This window comes from Curtobacterium sp. GC_Cur_3 (assembly GCF_026544205.1).
GTDB lineage: Bacteria > Actinomycetota > Actinomycetes > Actinomycetales > Microbacteriaceae > Curtobacterium.
In genome coordinates this window covers 1-21,489 of the sequence record NZ_JALNUI010000019.1, presented here as the reverse complement: position 1 = coordinate 21,489, position 21,489 = coordinate 1, and the positions used below count along the sequence as shown (strand labels likewise).

Annotated in this window: 20 protein-coding genes; 8 read left to right on the top strand and 12 right to left on the bottom strand. The window is 68.3% G+C overall.

All coding sequences use genetic code 11. From position 1 onward, the window contains the following. Positions 1 to 30: 30 nt before the first annotated feature. The 6 genes from gyrB to dnaA form a co-directional block, all read right to left on the bottom strand. On the bottom strand, positions 31 to 2,034 hold the full coding sequence (gene gyrB, locus OXR63_RS11415; protein WP_267423281.1) for a DNA topoisomerase (ATP-hydrolyzing) subunit B: 2,004 nt from the start codon (positions 2,032 to 2,034) through the stop codon (positions 31 to 33). A gap of 132 nt (positions 2,035 to 2,166) precedes the next feature. Further along, positions 2,167 to 2,667, bottom strand: a complete 501-nt coding sequence (locus OXR63_RS11410) for a DUF721 domain-containing protein (RefSeq protein WP_071278525.1) — start codon at positions 2,665 to 2,667, stop codon at positions 2,167 to 2,169. Next, a complete protein-coding gene (recF, locus tag OXR63_RS11405; protein WP_267423278.1) occupies positions 2,667 to 3,881 on the bottom strand; it encodes a DNA replication/repair protein RecF in 1,215 nt (404 codons plus the stop codon). Before recF ends, OXR63_RS11410 begins: the two co-directional genes overlap by 1 nt. A 31-nt stretch (positions 3,882 to 3,912) precedes the next feature. After that, positions 3,913 to 4,797 carry a phosphogluconate dehydrogenase (NAD(+)-dependent, decarboxylating) gene (gnd, locus tag OXR63_RS11400; RefSeq protein WP_374116117.1) on the bottom strand — a complete coding sequence of 295 codons (885 nt, stop codon included), beginning with the start codon at positions 4,795 to 4,797 and terminating at the stop codon, positions 3,913 to 3,915. 70 nt (positions 4,798 to 4,867) lie between these two features. Beyond that, positions 4,868 to 6,022, bottom strand: coding sequence for a DNA polymerase III subunit beta (gene dnaN / locus OXR63_RS11395; protein WP_194659593.1), 1,155 nt, complete (start codon positions 6,020 to 6,022; stop codon positions 4,868 to 4,870). Between the two features lie 481 nt (positions 6,023 to 6,503). Next, positions 6,504 to 7,958 carry a chromosomal replication initiator protein DnaA gene (dnaA, locus tag OXR63_RS11390; protein ID WP_374116116.1) on the bottom strand — a complete coding sequence of 485 codons (1,455 nt, stop codon included), beginning with the start codon at positions 7,956 to 7,958 and terminating at the stop codon, positions 6,504 to 6,506. A gap of 464 nt (positions 7,959 to 8,422) precedes the next feature. Between dnaA and rpmH the strand changes: the two genes are divergently transcribed. The 8 genes from rpmH to OXR63_RS11350 all read left to right on the top strand — a co-directional run bounded on the left by rpmH (position 8,423) and on the right by OXR63_RS11350 (position 13,626). Further along, complete coding sequence (gene rpmH / locus OXR63_RS11385) at positions 8,423 to 8,560, top strand: 50S ribosomal protein L34 (protein WP_055951440.1); 138 nt, start codon at positions 8,423 to 8,425, stop codon at positions 8,558 to 8,560. A 129-nt stretch (positions 8,561 to 8,689) separates the two neighbouring features. Then, the gene (gene rnpA / locus OXR63_RS11380; RefSeq protein ID WP_267423272.1) at positions 8,690 to 9,040 is read left to right on the top strand and encodes a ribonuclease P protein component; all 351 of its coding nucleotides are present in this window, start codon (positions 8,690 to 8,692) and stop codon (positions 9,038 to 9,040) included. A 62-nt stretch (positions 9,041 to 9,102) separates the two neighbouring features. Beyond that, positions 9,103 to 9,450 carry a membrane protein insertion efficiency factor YidD gene (yidD, locus tag OXR63_RS11375; protein ID WP_267423270.1) on the top strand — a complete coding sequence of 116 codons (348 nt, stop codon included), beginning with the start codon at positions 9,103 to 9,105 and terminating at the stop codon, positions 9,448 to 9,450. Between the two features lie 8 nt (positions 9,451 to 9,458). After that, the gene (gene yidC, locus OXR63_RS11370; RefSeq protein ID WP_267423268.1) at positions 9,459 to 10,433 is read left to right on the top strand and encodes a membrane protein insertase YidC; all 975 of its coding nucleotides are present in this window, start codon (positions 9,459 to 9,461) and stop codon (positions 10,431 to 10,433) included. Then, complete coding sequence (locus OXR63_RS11365; protein ID WP_267423266.1) at positions 10,430 to 10,972, top strand: Jag family protein; 543 nt, start codon at positions 10,430 to 10,432, stop codon at positions 10,970 to 10,972. Before yidC ends, OXR63_RS11365 begins: the two co-directional genes overlap by 4 nt. Beyond that, the gene (gene rsmG / locus OXR63_RS11360; protein WP_267423264.1) at positions 10,969 to 11,667 is read left to right on the top strand and encodes a 16S rRNA (guanine(527)-N(7))-methyltransferase RsmG; all 699 of its coding nucleotides are present in this window, start codon (positions 10,969 to 10,971) and stop codon (positions 11,665 to 11,667) included. Before OXR63_RS11365 ends, rsmG begins: the two co-directional genes overlap by 4 nt. An 85-nt stretch (positions 11,668 to 11,752) precedes the next feature. Next, the gene (locus OXR63_RS11355; protein ID WP_276585278.1) at positions 11,753 to 12,646 is read left to right on the top strand and encodes a ParA family protein; all 894 of its coding nucleotides are present in this window, start codon (positions 11,753 to 11,755) and stop codon (positions 12,644 to 12,646) included. After that, positions 12,646 to 13,626 (top strand): ParB/RepB/Spo0J family partition protein, encoded by a 981-nt coding sequence (locus OXR63_RS11350; RefSeq protein ID WP_267423262.1) that lies wholly within the window; start codon positions 12,646 to 12,648, stop codon positions 13,624 to 13,626. Before OXR63_RS11355 ends, OXR63_RS11350 begins: the two co-directional genes overlap by 1 nt. A gap of 217 nt (positions 13,627 to 13,843) precedes the next feature. On the opposite strand, the gene OXR63_RS11345 is transcribed toward OXR63_RS11350, so the two are convergent. The 6 genes from OXR63_RS11345 to OXR63_RS11320 all read right to left on the bottom strand — a co-directional run. After that, positions 13,844 to 14,422 carry a YdcF family protein gene (locus tag OXR63_RS11345; RefSeq protein WP_267423260.1) on the bottom strand — a complete coding sequence of 193 codons (579 nt, stop codon included), beginning with the start codon at positions 14,420 to 14,422 and terminating at the stop codon, positions 13,844 to 13,846. A 45-nt stretch (positions 14,423 to 14,467) separates the two neighbouring features. Further along, positions 14,468 to 15,430 (bottom strand): D-alanine--D-alanine ligase family protein, encoded by a 963-nt coding sequence (locus OXR63_RS11340; protein WP_267423259.1) that lies wholly within the window; start codon positions 15,428 to 15,430, stop codon positions 14,468 to 14,470. 43 nt (positions 15,431 to 15,473) lie between these two features. Further along, a complete protein-coding gene (locus OXR63_RS11335; protein ID WP_267423257.1) occupies positions 15,474 to 16,778 on the bottom strand; it encodes an aminotransferase-like domain-containing protein in 1,305 nt (434 codons plus the stop codon). Between the two features lie 188 nt (positions 16,779 to 16,966). Further along, entirely contained in the window at positions 16,967 to 17,293 is a 327-nt protein-coding gene (gene trxA / locus OXR63_RS11330) for a thioredoxin (RefSeq protein ID WP_017887828.1), read from the bottom strand. A 59-nt stretch (positions 17,294 to 17,352) separates the two neighbouring features. Next, complete coding sequence (gene trxB / locus OXR63_RS11325; RefSeq protein WP_267423231.1) at positions 17,353 to 18,339, bottom strand: thioredoxin-disulfide reductase; 987 nt, start codon at positions 18,337 to 18,339, stop codon at positions 17,353 to 17,355. Between the two features lie 104 nt (positions 18,340 to 18,443). Next, a partial coding sequence (locus tag OXR63_RS11320) for a DUF6049 family protein (protein WP_267423230.1) occupies positions 18,444 to 21,489 on the bottom strand: 3,046 nt, incomplete at its 5' end.

The following is a 21,489-nucleotide window of genomic DNA, read 5'->3' as shown; positions in this document are numbered from 1 at the left end:
GCGGCTCGCGCCGCGCCTCCGGTCCGGTGATCAGATGTCCAGGAACCGGACGTCCTTCGCGTTCTGCTGGATGAACTGGCGACGAGCGTCGACGTCCTCACCCATCAGCGTCGCGAAGGTGCTGTCCACCGCGGCGGCGTCCTCGAGCGTGACCTGCAGCAGGGTGCGGGTGTCCGGGTTCATCGTGGTGTCCCAGAGCTCCTTGTAGTCCATCTCGCCGAGGCCCTTGTAGCGCTGGATCCCGTTGTCCTTCGGGATGCGCTTGCCCGAGGCGATGCCGGACTGCAGCAGGGCGTCGCGCTCACGGTCGCTGAAGACGTACTCGTGCGCGGAGTTGGACCACTTCAGGCGGTACAGCGGCGGCTGCGCGAGGTAGACGTAGCCACGCTCGATGAGCGGTCGCATGTACCGGAACAGCAGTGTGAGCAGGAGCGTCGTGATGTGCTGGCCGTCGACGTCGGCGTCGGCCATCAGCACGATCTTGTGGTACCTGGCCTTGTCCGGGTCGAAGTCCTCACCGATGCCGGCGCCGAACGCCGTGATCATCGACTGGATCTCCTGGTTGGCCAGGGCACGGTCGAGGCGCGCCTTCTCCACGTTCAGGATCTTGCCGCGGAGGGGCAGGATCGCCTGGGTCATCGGGTTGCGGCCCTGCACGGCGGAACCGCCGGCGGAGTCGCCCTCGACCATGAAGATCTCCGACAGCGTCGGGTCCTTCGACTGGCAGTCCTTGAGCTTGCCGGGCATGCCGCCCGACTCGAGCAGGCCCTTGCGCCGCGTGGTCTCACGGGCCTTGCGGGCTGCGAGTCGCGCCTGCGAGGCCTGGATCGCCTTGCGGACGACGTCCCGCGCCTGGGTCGGGTTGCTCTCGAACCAGTGGGTCAGCTCGGTGCCGACGACGCGCTGGACGAACGACTTGGCCTCGGTGTTGCCGAGCTTGGTCTTCGTCTGGCCCTCGAACTGCGGCTCGGCGAGCTTCACGGAGATGACGGCCGTCAGCCCTTCACGGATGTCGTCACCCGTGAGGTTGTCGTCCTTCTCCTTGATGATCTTGGCTTCCCGCGCGTAGCGGTTGACCAGCGTCGTGAGCGCAGCGCGGAAGCCCTCTTCGTGGGTGCCGCCCTCGTGCGTGTTGATCGTGTTCGCGAAGGTGTGGACGCTCTCCTGGTAGGAGGTGTTCCACTGCATCGCGACCTCGAGCGCGATCTTGCGCTCGGTGTCCTCGGACTCGAAGCCGATGACGTCCGGGTGGACCAGGTCGGCCTTCTTCTGCGCGCCGAGGTACTCGACGTAGTCGGCGAGCCCGCGGTCGTAGCGGAAGCTGTCGTGACGCGACTCCTCCCCTTCGTCCGGGGTGCGCTCGTCGCGGAGGTTCAGGCGGAGGCCCTTGTTGAGGAAGGCCATCTGCTGGAAGCGTGCGCGAAGGGTCTCGTAGTCGAAGTCGATCGACTCGAAGATCTCGGCGTTCGGCCAGAACGTGATGGTCGTGCCGGTCTCGCTCGTCTCTTCGTCCTGGGAGACGGGGGCGACGGGAACGCCGTCGGTGTAGCTCTGGCGCCAGACGTGGCCCTGACGACGGACCTCGACGTCGAGCTCGCTCGAGAGCGCGTTCACGACGGAGGAACCGACACCGTGCAGACCACCGGAGACCGCGTACCCGCCGCCGCCGAACTTGCCGCCGGCGTGCAGGACGGTCAGGACGACCTGGAGCGTCGAGACGCCCTCTGCCGAGTGCACGTCGACGGGGATGCCACGGCCGTTGTCGACCACGCGGACGCCGCCGTCTTCGCGGATCGTGATGTCGATGGTGTCGCAGTACCCGGCGAGGGCCTCGTCGACGGAGTTGTCGACGATCTCCTGCACGAGGTGGTGGAGCCCGCGGGGGCCCGTCGAACCGATGTACATGCCGGGGCGCTTGCGGACGGCCTCGAGCCCCTCGAGCACCTGGATCTGGTCTGCGCCGTAGGACGACTCGCTCTGCTGGGCCTGCTCGCTGAGCGAGTCCTGTCGGTCGTCGTCAGATGCTGATGCCATGTCGAGAGTGCTCCTGCCTGCGCGCGGAACACCCACGCACTGCACCGCCCAGTCTATCGCAGCAGCCTCGTCCTCAGGGCTGAAACGGGCCACAGACGGGCGATTTCGCGACCAGAGGACGATTTGGTCTGCTCAACCGTAGGTGTCGCGAGGGCCGCGCCCCTGGACGCTCCTGGGGCCACGTTTCCAGGTGGGGGCGTCCGGTCCGGAAACCCGTATTGACTCGACGCCCGCTTCCGGGTGCCGCTCCGCGATGGTCGTGGTCACGCTCGCACGCATCAGCCGGAGCTGCGTCGCCCACGCCGTCGAGTCGCAGCGGATGAGCAGTGCACCGTCCTCGATGTCGGTCGGTCGGGAGTGCTTGGCGAGCTCCTCGCCGACCACGCTCGGCCAGTCCACGAAGAGCTCCGAGCGCGCCAGCGGCTCCGTCCAGCCGAGCTCCGCCGCGAGCGACCCGACGATGTCGCCGAGTCCCTTCGGCTCACGTCCGCGTCCGTACGGCACGGTGTCGGCGTCGATCTCCTTGGCGCGTCGGCGACGGGCGTCGACCCCGCGCTTGCCCGGGTCGCCGAACACCGCCTTCATGTGCTGGTACACGCGGCTGGGTTCGGTGGGCTTCCACGGCCTGGGCATCAGGCCTCCGTCGGTGTCGCCGGGCTGGAGGCTCGGCTCGGCTCGGTCTCGTCGGTCACGATGGTCCCGGCCTCGATCCGCACGGTGTGCGCGGCCAGCTGACCGGGCACGTCACCGAACACCGCCGCGGTGATGAGGACCTGCTCGTAGTCCGCCACCGCGGAGCCGAGGCGTTCCCGCCGGGACTCGTCGAGCTCGGCGAAGACGTCGTCGAGGATGATGATCGGGTCGCCGAGGCTCGACTCCGCGCGCAGGATCGACGCCGAGGCGAGCTGGATCGCGAGCGCGAACGACCAGGACTCCCCGTGACTGGCGTATCCACGGGCCGGTAACCCGTTGAGGGTGAAGAGCACGTCGTCGCGGTGGGGTCCGGCGAGGGTCAGCCCGCGGTCGAGTTCGTCGCGGCGACGGCGTTCCAGCGCCTGACGGAAGGCCTCAGCGGCGGCCGGGACCGTGACGGGCTCGTCGGGGGTGCCGAGCACGGGGTCGGCGGCGCTCGCGTCCTCGGGGTCACCGCCGCGCACGGAGAGCACGCCGGTGATCGAGGCTTCGTGCCGCTCACCGGCGACCATCGCGTACGACTCCGCGACGAACGGTGCGAGCCGACGGGTCAGGTGGTCGCGGGCGGCGATGATCTCGGAGCCGAACGCGACGAGGCGTTCGTCCCAGACCTCGAGCGTCGAGAGCGACCCGGCCTTGGCGCCGGAGTTCCTCGCCGACTTCAGCAGGGTGTTGCGCTGCCGGAGGGTGCGGTCGTAGTCGGCGATGACGCCCTGCATCCGCGGCGCGATCTGCACGAGCAGTTCGTCGAGCATGCGACGCCGGCCGGACGGTTCGCCGCGGACGAGCGCCAGGTCCTCCGGCGCGAAGAGCACGCTGGTGCAGTAGCGCGGGAGCTCACGCGGCTTGATCGCCGAGCGGTTCACCTGCGCCCGGTTCGACCCCGAGCGGTTGATCTGCACCTCGGCGAGGATGCTGCGGTCCTCGTGCGCGAGCCGAGCGCGGACGATCGCCGCGTCGCACCCCTGCCGCACGAGGGCCGCGTCCGTGGGCACCCGGTGCGACCCGAGCGTGGACAGGTAGGCGATGGACTCGACGAGGTTCGTCTTGCCCTGGCCGTTCCGTCCGACGAACAGGTTCGGCCCGCGTGCGAAGTCGACCTCCGCCTGCCGGTAGTTCCGGAAGTCGGTGAGTTGGAGATGGTCGACGTGCACGCGGGCCGAGGCCGGGTTCCCCCGGGAAGTCCTAGGACTTCTTGACGGCGTGGCCGCCGAACTGGTTGCGGAGCGCCGCGACGGCCTTCATCGTCGGGGACGCGCTGCCCTGACGCGAGACGAAGCGCGCGAAGATCGACGCCGAGAGCGCCGGCATCGGCACGGCGAGCTCGATGCCCTCCTCGAGCGTCCAGCGACCCTCGCCCGAGTCCTCGACGTAGCCCTCGAGCTCGGTGAGCTTCGGGTCCTCGTTGAGGGCGAGCACCATGAGGTCGAGCAACCAGGAGCGCACGACCGTGCCGCGCTGCCACCCGGCGAAGACCGCGGGGACGTCCTGGATCAGGTCCTTGGCCTCGAGGAGCTCGTAGCCCTCGCCGTACGCCTGCATGATCGCGTACTCGATGCCGTTGTGGACCATCTTGGCGTAGTGGCCGGCACCGATCGGGCCGGCGTGCGAGAAGCCCTCTTCGCGGGGGCCCTCGGGGCGGAGCGCGTCGAAGACCGGCATCGCGCGCTCGACATCGGCGGCGTCGCCACCGACCATCAGGCCGTAGCCGTTGTCGAGGCCCCAGACACCACCGGAGACGCCGACGTCCATGTAGCGGATGCCCTTGGCGTCGAGCAGCTTGGCGTGCACCTCGTCGTCGAGCCACTTCGAGTTGCCGCCGTCGATGACGAGGTCACCCGGCTCGAGGACCTCGGCGAGGTCCGTGATGACGTCGTCGGTGATCTTCCCGTGGGGGACCATGACCCAGACCAGACGCGGGCCGGTCAGGGCCTTCGCGAGGGCGCCGAGGTCAGCGACGTCCGAGACGGCGGGGTTGGCGTCGTACCCGACGACGTCGATCCCTGCGTTGCGCAGACGCGCACGCATGTTGTTGCCCATCTTCCCGAGGCCGACAAGACCGATCTCCATGATTTCCTTCTTCTGTTCGTCGTCGCGCTGGGGCCACGAGTGACGCGTCAGCGCAGGTGTGACTGTTGCGCTATCGCAGCAGGAGGTTGGGCTGCAGCAGGTACCGGTATCCGTCCGTTGCCGGTTCCTCACGCGAGGACTGGCCGGTAATGAGCACCGGGCCCGGCTTGTTGGGGTTCTCCGTCTTGGTGAAGGAGATGCGGACGAACTCGGAGTGCACCGCGTTCAACCCGTCCAGGAGGAAGGCGGGCTTCAACGAGACCACCATGTCCTCACCGGTCAGCAACGCATCGATCGACTCTGACGCCTGCGCTTGTTCGGATCCGATCGCCTCGAGCGTGAGCCCGTCGACCGTGAAGGAGAACCGGAGCGCGGCTTCGCGCTCCAGGACGAGGGAGACCCGTCGGACCGCTTCGACCAGCTCCGCCGTGTTGATCACGGCGTGGTCCTGGACGGTCTCGGGGAAGAGCCGGCGGACCGGCGGGTAGTTGCCCTTGATGAGCAGGGACGTGACCGTCTTGTCGGCGGCCTGGAACGCGATGAGTTCGCGGTCCGAGTTGCCGCTGATCGACACCGACACCGTGGTGGCCGAGCCGAACGTGCGGCCGACCTCCTGCAGGGTGCGGGCCGGGACGAGCGCGTGCATCGGTTCGGTGGGTTCGCCACCGGAGCGGCCCGAGTCCCACTGGATCGTGCGGACGGCGACGCGGTAGCGGTCGGTCGCGATGAGCGAGAGGTCGTTGTCGCTGACCTCGAGCTGGACGCCGGTGATGACCGGGGTGACGTCGTCACGGCTGGCGGCGACGGCCACCTGGGAGACGGCTTCCGAGAAGGCATCGCCGGGGATGACACCGGTCTGCGGTCCGACCTCGGGCAGGGTCGGGTACTCCTCGACCGGCATGCTCAGGAGCGTGAAGTGCGCAGAGCCGCAGGTGACGGTGATCCGGGACTCGTCCGTGGAGAACGTGACCGGAGCGTTCGGCAGGCGGCTCGCGATGTCGTTGAGCAGACGCCCGGAGACCAGGACCGTGCCCGACTCGTCGATCTGTGCCGAGATCGAGGTCTGCGCCGAGACCTCGTAGTCGAAGGACGAGAGCGTCAGACGCTCGCCCTCGGCATGGATCAGGACACCCGAGAGGATCGGGAGGGTCGTGCGCTGTGGGAGGAGTTTCACCGCGAACGAGACGGCTTCGGAGAAGACGTCCCGGTTGACCTCGAACTTCACAGCTGGGACCCCTGTCGATGGTTGGACTGTCCGGCCGCCCCATTGTGGCACAGCCCGGCGGAGGCCGGATTTCTTGTCATCCCGCCGTCCACAAGGTTGGCCCAGGGATCACCAGAGATAACCAGGAGTAATCGTATTAACGCCTGTGCACACTGTGGACAACTCTGTGGACACCAGTCGCTGCAAGGGAACTACACGGTTGTGACTTGTGGGCGGCCTGTGGGCACCCTCGGGATGAATCATCCTCGTCTATCCACTTCCATCCCCAGTGTCCACAGACGACCCCATCGCTGTGTACAACCGTTCGGCGTGTCCTCCACAGTTATCCACAGGCTTTCCACACTGTGTGAAAACCGCCGCATGGAACCGTCTCAGATGGTGGACGCGCGCCCAGGCGAGCCGAAGTCGGGACGTGAGAGGAGCCTCCCGGCCGTGTGAACCGATGTTCTGCGCGACGCGAGCCGCCGGTGCGAGCAGGTGCTCAGCGGTACCGGCGGTCCTGCTTGATCCGGCTCGTGAGCTCCGTGACCTGGTTGTAGATGGAGCGCCGTTCCTTCATCAGGTCCGCGATCTTCTTGTTCGCGTACATGACGGTGGTGTGGTCGCGGTTGCCGAACAGCTGCCCGATCTTGGGCAGGGACAGGCTCGTCAGCTCACGGCAGAGGTACATCGCGATCTGTCGTGCGGTCGCGATCGCCTGCGACCGGGACGAGCCGTAGAGGTCGTCGACGGAGAGCTTGAAGTACTCCGCGGTGTGGTTGATGATGTCCGTCGGCGCGATGACGTTGTCCTCGTCGAGCGTGATCAGGTCCTTGAGGACCGTCTGCACGAGCGCCATGTCGACGGCCGTCCGGTTCAGGCTCGCGAACGCGGTGACGCGGATGAGCGTGCCCTCGAGCTCCCGGATGTTGCTGGAGACCTTCGAGGCCATGAACTCGAGGATGTCGTCGGGCACCTGCAGGTGGTCCGACTGTGCCTTCTTGCGGAGGATCGCGATGCGGGTCTCGAGGTCGGGGACCTGGACATCGGTGATCAGGCCCCACTCGAAGCGGCTGCGCATCCGGTCCTCGAAACCGGTGAGGTGCTTCGGCGCGACGTCCGACGTCACGACCACCTGCTTGTTGTGGTCGTGCAGCGTGTTGAACGTGTGGAAGAAGGCCTCTTGCGTGGAGTCCTTGCCCTGGAGGAACTGGATGTCGTCGATGAGCAGGATGTCGATGTCGCGGTACCGCTGCTGGAACTGGTTGGACCGGTTGTTCGCGATCGAGTTGATGAAGTCGTTCGTGAACTCCTCGCTGGACACGTACCGCACCCGGATGCCCGGGTAGAGGCTCTCGGCGTAGTGGCCGATCGCGTGCAGGAGGTGGGTCTTGCCGAGTCCGGAGTCGCCGTAGATGAACAGCGGGTTGTAGGCCTTGGCCGGGGCCTCGGCGACCGCGACGGCCGCGGCGTGCGCGAACCGGTTCGAGGACCCGATGACGAAGTTGTCGAAGTTGTACTTCGGGTTGAGCCGCGACTCGGGCCGGCCGCCGGTGCCCGGGGAGTCGATGTGGCTCGGGACGAACGGGGCCTCGATGTACTGGCGCGGTGCGGCGCTCTGCTCCACCGGCTGCTGCGCGGGCTCGGCGTACGCGGGCACCACGGGGTCGACCCGCGGCTCGGAGGCCATGTCCGGGTTGACCGTGATCGCGAAGTTCGCGACCGTGTCGTCCCCGATCCTGGCGACGGCCTCGGTGATCGGAATCCTGATCCGCTGCTCGAGCATGCCGCGCGTCAGGTCGTTGGGGACCTCGAGGTACAGGGTGCCGGCGAGGACGCCCTTCGGCTCGACGAGGTTGAGGAAGCCGTGCAGCTGCGGGGTGATGCGGTCGTCCTCGGCCAGGAGCCCGAGGACGTTCGACCAGAGGTCCTCGACGGGGTCGGCGGGCATCGTCATGTCGCGCTCGTCTCCAGGGGTCTCGTTCGGTCGTTCGGGTCGCAGGGCGCGCCACGGAACACGCGGGAGCGGGCGGCAGCACACCGGTTCCGGCGAGTCGTCCGTGGCTCCGGGCTGCTTCGTCGGCGCTGCTGTGCCGCAGGCTCCCCACAGGGTTGTCCACAGTCTTGTCCACGATCGCCCCGGGCGCCAGGTCGGGGGTACTCCCCTGTCGTGGCGGGCCTCAGGCCGATCGATGACCCAACTGTAAAGGACCGGGGGCGCTCACACCGAACGGAAGTTGTCCCCAATGTGGAGAACCTGGATGCGACGACGACGGACCCCGGAGTCGGCGATCGGGGTTTGACCTGATCGCCCCCGTCACGTACCGTGGACAAGTTGACTGCGGCCCCTTGGTCGCGCCCACCTGGTTCAACCAAACCCATTCGTGACGGCTCGCCTCGGGCGGCCGTGTGGAGAAGATCATGAGCAAGCGCACCTTCCAGCCGAACAACCGTCGCCGCGCCAAGAAGCACGGCTTCCGCCTCCGCATGCGCACCCGTGCCGGCCGCAGCATCCTGGCCGCACGTCGTGCCAAGGGCCGCACCGAGCTCTCCGCCTGATCCAGCTCCACGCTGGTCCGGCTGTGCAGCCGATCGCGCCGCTCCGGCGTGGACCCCTGGTCCACCCGGGCGGCGCTTCGCTGCGCGGTCGGCGTCTCGACCCGTGCTCTCGGACGGGTCGGTGACGTCGTGCTCGCTCGTGCGAACCGCATCGTGCGCGGAGACGACTACCGCGCGGTCGTCCGTCGGGGCCGCCGCATCGCGACGCCGACCGTGGTCGTGTCGGTCGTTCGTCGACCCGCTGACCCGGACGGACCGACACGGTTCGGGTTCATCGTGGCGAAGACGGTCGGCAACGCCGTGACCCGCAACCTGCTGCGGCGTCGGTTCAAGGGCATCGCCCACGATCTGCTCGCGACGGTCCCCGTCGGGCACGACGTCGTGGTCCGCGCACTGCCAGCCGCTGCGCAGGCCACGTGGCCTACCCTGCTCGAAGACGTCTCGCGCTCGTTCGCGCGCGGTGTGGAGAAGGCAGCATGAACCGGACGCTCTCGATGCGGACCCAGAGTTCCCTTCGGACCCAGTGGGTTCGTGTGCTCTGGGTGGTCGTGTTGCTCCCGCGCAACGTCTGCGTCGTCGTGCTCCGTGCCTACCGCGCCGTCATCTCCCCGCTCTACGGCAACGTCTGCCGGTACCACCCCTCGTGCTCGCGCTACGCGCTCGAGGCGATCCAGCAGTACGGCGTCGTACGCGGGACCGCCATGGGCGCCTGGCGCATCGGCCGGTGCAACCCCTGGGCCGCCGGCGGCATCGACGACGTCCCAGAACGACGCGAACCCCACACCGTCAACCGGTTCGGCTTCGTGCTCCCCCCGGTTCAGCAGCAGTCGCAGTCCCCGGTCGGCACCCTCCGCCCGGTGCTGTTCCCCCAGCGCACTCGAAAGGCGTGACCGTCCTCATGGACCTCATCGGAACGATCCTCTGGCCCCTCAAGTGGGTGGTCTCCGCCATCCTGGTCGGCTTCCACTGGATCTTCGAGAACCTCGGCATGGACCCCTCCGCGGGCCTGACCTGGGTCCTGTCGATCATCTTCCTGACCTTCGTGGTCCGTGCCGCACTGATCCCGATCTTCGTGCGCCAGATCAAGTCGCAGCGCCGCATGCTCGAGGTCGCGCCGCAGCTGAAGAAGATCCAGGACAAGTACAAGGGCAAGAAGGACCAGTTCTCGCGTGAGGCCATGTCCCGCGAGACCATGGCGCTGTACAAGGAGACCGGGACCAACCCGCTGAGCTCCTGCCTGCCGCTGCTCCTGCAGATGCCGATCTTCTTCTCGCTGTACTCCGTGCTGCACGAGGCCCAGATCAACAAGACGGGCATCGGTCTGCTCACGAACGACCTCGCAGCGTCGTTCGGCAACGCGTCCCTCTTCGGGGCTCCGCTGCACGAGACCTTCACGAACGCCTCCGGGTGGGAAGTCCGGATCATCGCGGGCTTCATGATCGTGGTGATGACGGCATCGCAGTTCGTCACGCAGCTGCAGCTCGTCGCGAAGAACATGTCCCCGGAGACCAAGGAGTCTCCGATGTACCGCCAGCAGAAGATGATGCTGTACGTGCTCCCCTTGATCTTCGTCATCTCGGGTCTCTCGTTCCCCCTTGGCGTCATGTTCTACTGGCTCGCGTCGAACCTCTGGACGATGGCGCAGCAGTACTTCGTCATCCGCAGCATGCCGACGCCTGGCTCTGAAGCGGCGCTCGCCCGCGAGGTCCGCCTCGCCAAGAAGGCCCAGCGCCGCGGGACCCCCGCCGGCGTCCTCGCCGAGGCCGGCGCCGGTGCCGGTGCCGCCGAGATGGAAGCCGTGCGCATCACGACGACGCAGCGCCAGCAGCCGGTCGGCAAGCAGCGCTCGAAGAAGAACGGGAAGACCAAGTGACCGAGCAGGACACCGCCGCACCAGTCGAGTCCGCCGAGACTGCGCTCAGCACGACCGATGCGGTCGACGACGTCGAGGACGACCTCGACGACGAGACCCGCGACGAAGCCGACATCGCCGCGGACTACATCGAGGAACTGCTCGACATCTGCGACCTCGACGGAGACATCGAGATCGAGGAGCGTGCCGGCCGCGTGTACCTCTCGGTGACGGACGAAGGCAACGCCCTCCGGGTCCTCGCGAAGCCGGACACGGTGACCGCGCTGCAGGAGCTCACGCGCATCGCCGTGCAGGCCGAGACCGGCGAGTTCAGCCGCCTCATCCTCGACGTCGGTGGGTCGCGTGACGCCCGTGCCGAGGAGCTCCAGCGGCTCGTCGACACCGCTGTCGAGCGCATCGAGGCCGGTTCGCCCACCGCTGCCCTGCCACCGATGTCCTCCTACGAACGGAAGCTCGTGCACGACCTGGTCGCCGAGAAGGGCTTCAACTCGGAGTCCGAGGGCGAGGGTCGCGACCGTCACACGGTCATCACGCGATGACGACGGACGCCCAGCCGTCGTCCGAGTCGGACGCCCCGGGCGGGCCCTCGTCGGACGTCCAGGAGCCGCCCGTGCTGGAGACCGAGCCGGAGGCTGCGGCAACGCTGTTCGGTGACCGGATCGACGTCGCACGGTCCTTCACGAACGAGCTCGCGCGTCGTGGCGAGGAACTCGGGCTGATCGGACCACTCGAACTGCCCCGGCTTTGGACGCGACACATCCTCAACTCCGCTCTGCTTGCGCCGCTGCTGACCGCCGGTGGCCACGTCGGCGACGTCGGTTCGGGTGCGGGCCTGCCCGGCCTCGTGCTGGCCATCGCACGGCCGGACGTCACCTTCACGCTCATCGAGCCGATGGAACGTCGTGTCGAGTGGCTGACGGCAGAGGCGGCGCGACTGGGCCTCGACAACGTCTCCGTGCTCCGTGCGCGGGCCGAGGACGTGTCGGACGACCTGGTGCTCGACCAGGTCACCGCTCGGGCCGTGAGTGCCCTGTCGAAGCTCATCCCGATGACCGTCCCGCTCGTGCGTTCCGGCGGCGAGCTCATCCTCATGAAGGGTGCGCGCGTCGATGACGAGGTGGTCGCGGCCCGCAAGGTGATCCTGCGCAAGCGCCTCGAGAACGTCGAGGTCCTCGAGCTCGGTGTCGGTGTGGTCGAGGAAACCACGCGCGTCTTCCGGGCTACAGTTGACTGACGCCGCGCGGCGCTGAGGTCCTTCCGGGATCGTGTGCAGCGACCCGCGTTCCACGTGAAACATCGAACCGGGGAAGAGGCACTCGTTGAGTTCATCGACCGACTACGACGCGTCGACACCGCTCGCTCGTGAGATCGCCGATCTGACGCGACGCCGTCGTGCGATCGCGTCCGAACAGTTCCCGCTGCCGGAGAAGACCCGCATCTTGACCGTGTCGAACCAGAAGGGTGGCGTCGGCAAGACCACGACGACGGTCAACCTCGCTGCTGCCCTGGCACGCGGAGGAGCCCGAGTCCTGGTCATCGACCTCGATCCGCAGGGCAACGCCTCGACGGCGATGGGGGTCAACCACCAGGCCGACGTCACGAGCATCTACGACGTGATCGTGGACGAGGCGCCGATCGCTGACGCCGTGCAGCGCTCCCCCGAGTCCGAGAACCTCTGGTGCGTGCCGGCGACGATCCACCTGGCAGGCGCGGAGATCGAACTCGTGTCGCTCGTTGCCCGTGAGCAGCGCCTCCGTACGGCTCTCGACCAGTACCTCGAGTCGCTGGACGAGCCATACCACTACGTGTTCATCGACTGCCCGCCGTCGCTGGGCCTGCTGACCATCAATGCGTTCGTCGCAGCGAAGGAAGTCCTGATCCCGATCCAGTGCGAGTACTACGCACTCGAGGGGCTCAGCCAGCTGCTGCGGAACATCGAGCTCATTGAACGGCACCTCAACCCGAACTTGCGGGTGTCGACGATCCTGCTGACGATGTACGACGGTCGGACCAACCTGGCCAACCAGGTGGCGGCGGACGTCCGTGAGCACTTCGGTGAGCAGGTGCTCAAGGCCATGATCCCCCGATCGGTGCGCGTCAGCGAGGCACCGAGCTACGGCCAGAGCGTCGTGGCCTACGACATCAACTCCTCCGGGTCGTTGTCCTACCTGGAAGCGGCGGCGGAGATCGCAGCACGAGGAGCAAAGCACTGATGGCACCCAAGCGCACCGGACTCGGACGAGGCATCGGCGCCCTGATCCCGACGGCCGCGGACCAGCAGGACCGTCCCGTCGACGTGTTCTTCCCCACCGGCGGCACGGGATCCGCGACCGCGATGGCAGAGGGGGCAACCGCGGAGGATCTGCTGGCCGTCCCCGGCGCACGACTGGCGAACCTCAACCCGCTGGACATCGTGCCGAACGGGCAGCAGCCGCGCAAGGAGTTCCGCGAGGAAGAGCTGCAGGAGCTCGTGCACTCCATCCGTGAGATCGGCGTGTTGCAGCCCATCGTGGTGCGGCCGCTCGAAGGTGCTTCGGGAACGGAGCCGCAGTACGAGCTCATCATGGGTGAGCGTCGTCTGCGCGCGACCAAGGAACTCGGGCTCGCGACGATCCCCGCGATCGTCAAGGACACGCCCGACGACGCGATGCTCCGCGACGCGCTGCTCGAGAACCTGCACCGTGCGAACCTCAATGCTCTGGAAGAGGCCTCCGCCTACCAGCAGCTGCTCGCGGACTTCGGGATCACGCAGGAGGAGCTCGCACAGCGAATCGGTCGCTCACGGCCGCAGATCACGAACACCATCCGCCTGCTCCGGCTCCCCTCCCCGGTGCAGCGCCGCGTTGCCGCCGGTGTGCTCTCGGCTGGACACGCTCGTGCGATCCTCGCAGCACCAGACGCCGAGGCCATGGAGTACCTGGCAGAGAAGATCGTGAACGAGGACCTGTCCGTGCGACAGGCCGAGGCGCTCGCGCAGCAGCTCGCACAGGGCTCGCCGAAGAAGGCTCCGGTGCAGCCCAACAAGCGTGAGGCGCACTTCTCCGATATCGCGGAGCGTCTGGGCGATCGACTCAACACCCGCGTGCGCATCGCCGTGGGAGCGCGGAAGGGCCGCGTCACGATCGACTTCGCGAATGCTGCCGACCTGAACCGGATCCTCGAGGAGCTCGGGGCAGCTGACCTGGGATCCTGAGGTCTCGTTCCACGTGAAACATTCCCCAGACGGCCCCAGGCGGCCCTCTGACGCGGGAGAACGGGCCGCGGCAGGCCGTGGCTGCCCTCCGACGGTGACGGCCCTCAGAACCCTCCGGGCCGGTCGGGATCCACGTCATCAAGAGTGCAGGGTCTCGGTCGCCCCGCGTGCGCGATGTTCCACGTGGAACACCGGCTAGCGGAGGCAATGGCAGCTGTCAGCGGAGTGACCGGAGCTTGATGAGTCCGACGACCGCGAGCACCGGTTTGAACAGCGTCATCTCACCGAATCGGTGGTCTCGTGCCGGAACCAGTCGATCCGCGAGGTCGGGGCGCTGGCGGCGGAGGTAGGCGCGCGCCTTCTCCGCGTGCACGCTGTTCGACACGAGCATGATCCACGCGGCGTCCTCGAGCCACGGCGTCACGTTGCGGATGTTCTCCCACGTGGACCGGCTCGCAGGCTCTTCGTGGAGGGGTCCATGCCAGCCGAGTTCGGTGCGGAGGTGTCGAGCGAGCAGCGTCGCTTCCGGGATGGGGCCACGCACGGCTCCCCCACTCGTGATGATCGTCGTCGTGGTCCCAACCGGCACGGAGCGCAGTGCCATGCGGGCGCGCCACCGGTTGACAGCGTTGGCGTCCTGCCCTCGATTGGCGATCCCGAGGACGACGATGGTGCCGCTGCTCCCACGCGGGATGTGCGGAGGAGCGCCCAAAGGGAACCCGCGCCGGGACGCCCGCCAGTGGATCGCCTCTGCCCAGAGGAGGACGGCCAGACCGGTGAGGGTGGAGAACGACAACAGGCGCAGTGTTCCACGTGGAACACTGCGCCTGTTGGGCATCAATCAGGCCTGGTGGTCGCGGATGGCCTGTTCGGCCAGCTCGGCGTAGGTCCAGCCGAGGTCGAACCCCGACGCAGACAGGGCCTGTGGGACGAGGGACGTCTCCGTGAGTCCAGGCAGCACGTTGGCCTCGAGGAACCACGGGGTGCCGGCGTTGTCGATGATGAGGTCCACACGCGAGATGTGTCGCAGACCCAGGGCTCCGTGTGCCGCCACCGCAGCGGCCGAGGCTGCGGTGGCGAAGTCCGACGACAACCGTGCGGGCGTGTAGAACGTGGTCTCCCCCGCGTTGTACCGCGCCTCGAACCCGTAGAAGCCGTTCTTCGGCACGATCTCCACCGGAGCGAGGGCGACGGGGCCGTCCCCGGTGTCGATGATCCCCACGGCGACCTCGGTCCCGCGGATGAGCTGCTCCACGACGACGTCGTCGCAGTACGTGTACGCGGTCACCATGGCGCGCGGGAGGTCGTCCACGTCCTCGACGAGGGTCACACCCTGGGCGCTGCCGCCCCGTGCCGGCTTCACCGCGAGCGGGACCGGGTGCTCCCCCGCGATGCTCTTGAGCACCCCGACTGCACCGAGTTCACGGAAGACGTCGTGGGACAGTGTCACCGAGCGCGGCGTCTTCACGCCGGTCCTGGCGACCAGTGCCGAGGCCGTGGGCTTGTCCCATGCCAACCGTGCCGAGGTCGACCGTGAGCCGACGAACGGGATGTCCAGAGCCTCCAGGATGCCGCGCAGCGCGCCGTCCTCACCGGAGGCGCCGTGCAGTGCCGGCCACACGACGTCCGGGCGGGTGTCCGCCAGCGCTGGCAGGAGCGAGGCGTCAGCGTCGCGGAGGTCGACCTGCCAGCCGTACCCGGTCAGCGAGTCGGCGACACGACGGCCCGATCGAAGTGAGACGTCCCGTTCATGGGAGATGCCGCCGGCGACGACGACGACGTGACGGCGAGTGAGCTCAGCCATGTTGCGGACCTCCGGTACTGCAGTGTTCGACGGAAAGTGCTGGTCAGGAGATGTTCGGCGGCGGAGCGCTCACCGAGGACGTCTGCCGGGCCGTGCTGCTGGAACGGGCCGTCGGTCCGAAGGTCTCGACGAGTTCGAGCTCGTCGTTCACGACGTTGGCCAGCCGCTTGACGCCGACCCTGATCTGCTCGGGCGTGGGGTAGCAGAACGAGAGGCGGATGTTGTGGCCGCCCCGACCGTCGGCGTAGAACGCGGTGCCCGGGGTGTACGCCACGAGCTCCTTGACGGCGCGCGGGAGCATTCCCTTGGAGTCCAGGGATTCAGGCAGTGTCAGCCAGACGAAGAAGCCACCGTTCGGGCGCGTCCAGCTCAGGTCGGGCAGGAACTCCCCCAGGGCCTGGAACATGGCGTCGCGGCGTTCGGCGTAGATGCCGCGGAAGGTGTCGATCTGCCCGCGCCAGTCGGCGGCGTCGAGATAGGCGTTGACGACGTACTGGCCGAAGGAGTTCGGTGCGAGGACGGCCGACTCGTTGGCGAGCACGAGCTTCTCGCGGATGGCGTGCGGCGCGAGGGCCCAGCCGACGCGGAAGCCCGGTGCGAGCGTCTTCGAGAACGACCCGAGGTAGACCACGCCCTCGTCGTCGATGGAGCGGATGGCCTGGGGTGCCGGCTCGTCGAACCAGAGCAGGCCGTACGGGTTGTCCTCGAGCACGAGGATGCCGTTCGAGCGACAGATGTCGAGGATCTCGATGCGACGCTCGCGGCTCATGGTGACACCGGCCGGGTTGTGGAAGTTCGGGATCGTGTAGAGGAACTTCATCCGCTTGCCCGCGGCGCGCAGGTTCGCGATGGTCTCACGGAGGGCCTCGGGGACCAGGCCGTTCTCGTCGGTCGTCACGTGGACCGTCTCGGCCTGGTACGACCGGAACACCCCGATCGCGCCGACGTAGGACGGCGACTCGGCCAGGACGACGTCGCCCGGGTCGATGAACAGGCGTGTGACGAGGTCGAGCGCGTGCTGGGACCCCGTGGTGACCACGACGTCCTCCGCGCTGGCACGGATGCCCTCCAGGGACATCACGTCGACGATGTGCTCGCGCAGGGACCGCAGACCCTGTCCGCTGCCGTACTGGAGCGCCATGGCGGCGTCCTCGGCCATGACGCGGTCCAGGGAGCCCGTGACGAGCTCACGAGGGAGCGCGGAGACGTACGGCATGCCGCCGGCCAGGGAGACCACTTCGGGCCGGGAGGCGACGGCGAACAGGGCTCGTACCTCGGAGGCGCTCAGACCAGCCGTGCGCTGGGCGTAGGAGTCGTACCAGGGGTCGAGGCTGTTGCCGTTCGTCATCGGTTCTCCGTTCGAGGCGTCCCGCCACAGTACGACATGGAGTCCGCGAACCCCGGGTGTGTGTCGCAGGCCGATCCTGAACGGGTGGACCGCTCCGGACGAGACTCGCTTCTGAGACGGAGCCGGACAGACGGACGCCCCGCCCTCCGATGGAATGGAGGACGGGGCGTCCGAGCGTGCGGGAGTCCCTACGCGAGGAACTCGGCCAGGTCGGCCTCGAGAGCCGGCTTCGGCTTGGCGCCGATGACGGTCTTGACGACCTCGCCGCCCTTGAAGACCTTCATCGCGGGGATGGAGGTGATCTGGTAGTTCATCGCCGACTGGGGGTTGTCGTCGACGTTGAGCTTGACGATCTCGATCTTGCCGGCGTGCTCTTCGGCGATCTGGTCGAGGATCGGCGAGACGGCGCGACACGGGCCGCACCACTCTGCCCAGAAGTCGACGAGGATCGTCTTGTCGGACTTCAGGACCTCGTCCGAGAAGGTGGCGTCGGTGACTGCCTTGGCGTTGGACATGTGTACTCCTTCGAGAAGTCGTTCGGTGGGGGGAACGGCGACGTGTGCCGCCGCATTCCCTACGCGGAGATGGTGACGGGCTCGACCGGGACGTCGCCCTCGACGTCGGCCGTGACGTGGTCGTCGAGGTCGGCGAGGTACTTCTCGGCGTCGAGCGCCGCGACCGCACCGGAACCGGCAGCGGTGATGGCCTGACGGTAGGTGTGGTCGAGCACGTCACCCGCGACGAAGACGCCGGGGACGCCGACGGCACGGGAGGTACGGCCCTCGACGGCGATGGTGCCCTCGGGGGCGAGCTGCAGCTGCTGGTGGACCAGGTGCACGCGGGGGTCGTTGCCGATCGCGATGAACAGGCCGTCGAGTGCGAGCTCGGAGGTCTCACCGGTGACGGTGTCCTTGAGCGTGACGCCTTCGACCGCGGAGGCACCGGAGATCCCGACGACCTCCTTGTTCCAGGCGAACTCGATCTTCGGGTCGTTCATCGCGCGGTCCTGCATGATCTTCGACGCGCGCAGGGTGTCCTTGCGGTGGATGACCGTCACCTTGTCGGCGAAGCGGGTCAGGAAGGTCGCTTCCTCCATCGCGGAGTCGCCACCGCCGACGACGGCGATGTTCTTCTGGCGGAAGAAGAACCCGTCACAGGTCGCGCACCACGAGACGCCGTGGCCGGACAGGCGTTCCTCGTCCGGCAGGCCGAGCTGGCGGTAGGCCGAGCCGGTGGCGTAGATGACCGCGAGGGCTTCGTACGTCTCGCCGGAGCCGACCGTGACGCGCTTGACGTCACCGGTGAGCTCCACCGAGACGGCGTCGTCGTACAGGACCTCTGCGCCGAAGCGCTCGGCCTGTTCCTGCATCTTGATCATGAGGTCGGGGCCCTGGATGCCCTCGGGGAAGCCCGGGAAGTTCTCGACCTCGGTCGTCTTCGTGAGCTCGCCGCCCGTCTCGACGCTGGACGCGACGATGAGCGGCTTGAGCTGGGCTCGAGCGGCGTAGATGCCGGCCGTGAACCCGGCCGGGCCGGAACCGATGATGATGAGCTGGCGCATGCCTGGTTGCCCTTCCGTTGCGTACTGACCGGGTCAACCAATGCTAGCCGTGGGGCATTCCACACGGCCGGTGAACGGACAGGTCCCGTGCTCCAGTTGGAGGGTCAGCGACCGAGGCGGGAGCGCAGCAGGCTGACGGCGTTGGTGATCTCGCCGTTCTTCGCGACGACCAGGGCGAGGAAGTACACCACGACCATGACGGCGCCGGAGAGCACCACCGTGATCGCCGCGCTGGTGAAGTCCGCCATCGCGAAGCCGTCGGCCGAGAAGGTGCCGAAGAAGTTGGCGACGAGCAGTCCTGCGACGCCGGCGAGCAGCGCCGCGATCACGAACTGCACGTGGGAGCGGGTGACGACGGCGCCCTCCATGCCACCGAGACGGCGACGGACGAGCACGAGGGCGACGATCGTCTGCGCGGTGCCGGCGAGCGTCGTGCACGCGGCCACCCCGACGCCGATGGCGCTGCCGGGGAGCGTGGTGACGGCGAGGGCACCGATGACGAAGAGCCCGGACTGTACGAGCTGCATCAGGAACGGCGTGCGGTGGTCGTGCATGGCCCAGAACACCCGCTGGATGATGAAGAGCATGCTGAACAGCACCAGGCCGGGCATGTAGGCGAGCAGCACGGCACCGATGGACAGCGCGCCCTCGAAGTCCCGCGCGAACATCCGGCCGAACGGCACCGCGACGACGATGAGCGCCACGGACGAGAAGACCGTGAACAGCCCGACGATCCGGAGCGACAGGGACAGGTTGCGCCGCACGGAGTCCAGGTCGCCGCGCTCGGCGTCGTGGGTCATCCGGGTGAAGTAGGCGGTCGCGATCGACACGGTGATGATCGAGTGCGGGAGCATGAACAGCAGCCAGGCGTTCTGCAGCACCGCGTTGCCCGCGCTGCCGGTGCCGAGGGACGCCACGCGGGACTGCACGATGCCGGCGAGCTGCGTGACGAGGATCATCGCGAACAGCCAGCCCGCGGCCGTCCCGGTGGCCTTGAGGCCCACGCCGCGCCAGCGGAAGTCGGGTCGGAAGGTCAGACCAGCGCGACGCCAGAAGAGCGGCAGGAAGGCGGCCTGGGCCAGCACACCGAGCGACGCGCTGCCGGCGAGCACGGCGATCTTCAGCGGCGTCCAGGTGTCGACGCCGGAGTTCTCCACGCGGCCGCCGAACAGGGCGATGAAGACGATGAGGCCGGCGATCGCGATCACGTTGTTGATCAGCGGCGCCCAGGTGAACGGCCCGAAGACCTGCTTGGCGTTGAGGACCTCACCGAGGAGCGAGTACAGCGCGTAGAAGAGGATCTGCGGCAGGCACCAGAACGCGAGCGCGACGGCCAGGTCGGTCTGCTCCGGCGAGAAGCCCTTGCCGTCCGTGGCCTGCGACGCGTACAGGCGCACGAGCACGGGCGCGATGACCGTCGCCACGACCGTGATGACGAGGAACGCCGTCGCCCCGAGGGTGACGATCTTGTTGACGTACGAGACGCCGCCGTCGGCGTTCTGCTTCATCGAGCGGACGATCTGCGGGATCAGCACGGCCGACAGGAGGCCGCCGGCGATGAGCGCGTAGATGTTGTTCGGGATCTGGTTCGACACCGCGAAGGCGTCAGCCGCCGGGGAGTGCGTCTGCCCGATCGCGTACGCGAGCACGAACGTCTTCGCGAAGCCGAGCACGCGAGAGATCATCGTCCCGGCGGCGAGCATGGCGCTCGCCCGACCCAGGCTGCGCTGGGCGACGGGCGCTGCGGCCGACGGCTGGGGCTGGGGGGTGCTGATCGTCGGCTCCTGTGGCTGGTCGGTGCGGCTGTCGTCGGGCCGGGTGCCGTCGGCCGGGAGGCTCGACACGGCTCCGGCGCGCTGGATCGCGGCGTCGAGACGGTCGCCGCCGTCCTCGGCGAGGGTGGCGGTGGAGCCGGCCGTGGCGAGGGCGGTGGCGGTCCCGGCGAGCTGCTCGGGGCCTCCTGTCCGGTCGTCGGTCCCAGCTGGGTCCTCGACGAACAGGCGGTTCGGGTCCTCCCGCGGCTCGTCGGGCTCGCCGTTGCGGCGGCGCCGCAGACGGCGACGGACGTTGCGGAAGATGCCCAGACCGAAGATCAGGATGACGGCGATCGCGGCGGCGGCCGTGATCACGCTCTCCCACTGGGCCTGCACGTTGATCTCGACGACCTCGGGGTCGGCGATGCGGACGCCGGCGGCCGTCGTGAGGGCCATGGTCAGCTCGACCTTGCCGTTCGCGACCGAGGTCACCGGGAACGTGACGCGGTTCGAGGAGTCCGGCTGCACCGTGACCTTGACCGCGTTCTTCTCGATGCGCAGGAACGAGTTCGACGGCTGGACCGTCAGGAACACGGTGATGGGGTACGCCGACCGGTTCCGGATCGAGATGGGCAGGGAGGACCGGTCCCCCAGGAGCAGGATGCTGCTGCCGTTGAGGATGCCGACGCTCGCGACGACCTTGTCGGTCTTGGCGACCCGGGCGTCGACGGCGGCGACCAGGCCGTCCTGGTCGGACCGCCAGGCGTTGGAGGCCGCGGCGAGGTCCGCCAGGCGGGCGGGGGCGGTGAGCTCGGCCGGGTCGGTGACCGCCGAGGCGAAGTCGGTGAGGTCATGGGCGGACTCGACGATGCGCTGCAGCTGGTCGAGCCGGGCGTCGTCGTCGGAGGAGCTGGCGAGGGTGAGCGACCCGGGCGTCGTCGCCGCGGCCGTGGAGAGGTCGGCGGGCGAGACCCACGCGGTGCTCTCGAGGGCGTCGAGTGCCTCGCTGAGGCGCGTGGAGTCCGTCGGCCACGAGCGACCCAGGGTGAGCAGGACCGGGCCGCTCGTGCTGCCCTGGCGGGAGGCGGTGGCGAGCGTCGCGGTGAGCTCGCTCATGGCGCTCGACCAGGCGCGCTGCGTGGTGGCGGTGGCGGCGTCACGGAGCATCGTCGACATGCCCTGGTCGGAGACGAGGACGTGGTCGTCGCCGATCTTCTCGGACGCCGCGATCGTGGTGTCCCCACCGGCGGAGGTGTTGCTGCTCGCGACGACGGTGGACTTCGTGCCGGCCTTCCGCAGTGCGGGCAGGTCGTCGGTCGCGACGGTGCCCTCGACCGGCCAGGCGATGGAGGACATCGTGTACGGGAAGTCGAGCAGCGACGCCGTGGTCGGGAGG

Coding starts and splice junctions, on each gene's coding strand:
- gyrB (WP_267423281.1), bottom strand. CDS start 2,034: ATGGCATCAGCATCTGACGACGACCGACAGGACTCGCTCAGCGAGCAG.
- OXR63_RS11410 (WP_071278525.1), bottom strand. CDS start 2,667: ATGCCCAGGCCGTGGAAGCCCACCGAACCCAGCCGCGTGTACCAGCAC.
- gnd (WP_374116117.1), bottom strand. CDS start 4,797: ATGGAGATCGGTCTTGTCGGCCTCGGGAAGATGGGCAACAACATGCGT.
- dnaA (WP_374116116.1), bottom strand. CDS start 7,958: ATGACGATGCCCGCCGACCCCGTCGAGGACCTCTGGTCGAACGTCCTC.
- rpmH (WP_055951440.1), top strand. CDS start 8,423: ATGAGCAAGCGCACCTTCCAGCCGAACAACCGTCGCCGCGCCAAGAAG.
- yidC (WP_267423268.1), top strand. CDS start 9,459: ATGGACCTCATCGGAACGATCCTCTGGCCCCTCAAGTGGGTGGTCTCC.
- rsmG (WP_267423264.1), top strand. CDS start 10,969: ATGACGACGGACGCCCAGCCGTCGTCCGAGTCGGACGCCCCGGGCGGG.
- OXR63_RS11350 (WP_267423262.1), top strand. CDS start 12,646: ATGGCACCCAAGCGCACCGGACTCGGACGAGGCATCGGCGCCCTGATC.
- OXR63_RS11340 (WP_267423259.1), bottom strand. CDS start 15,430: ATGGCTGAGCTCACTCGCCGTCACGTCGTCGTCGTCGCCGGCGGCATC.
- OXR63_RS11335 (WP_267423257.1), bottom strand. CDS start 16,778: ATGACGAACGGCAACAGCCTCGACCCCTGGTACGACTCCTACGCCCAG.
- trxA (WP_017887828.1), bottom strand. CDS start 17,293: ATGTCCAACGCCAAGGCAGTCACCGACGCCACCTTCTCGGACGAGGTC.
- trxB (WP_267423231.1), bottom strand. CDS start 18,339: ATGCGCCAGCTCATCATCATCGGTTCCGGCCCGGCCGGGTTCACGGCC.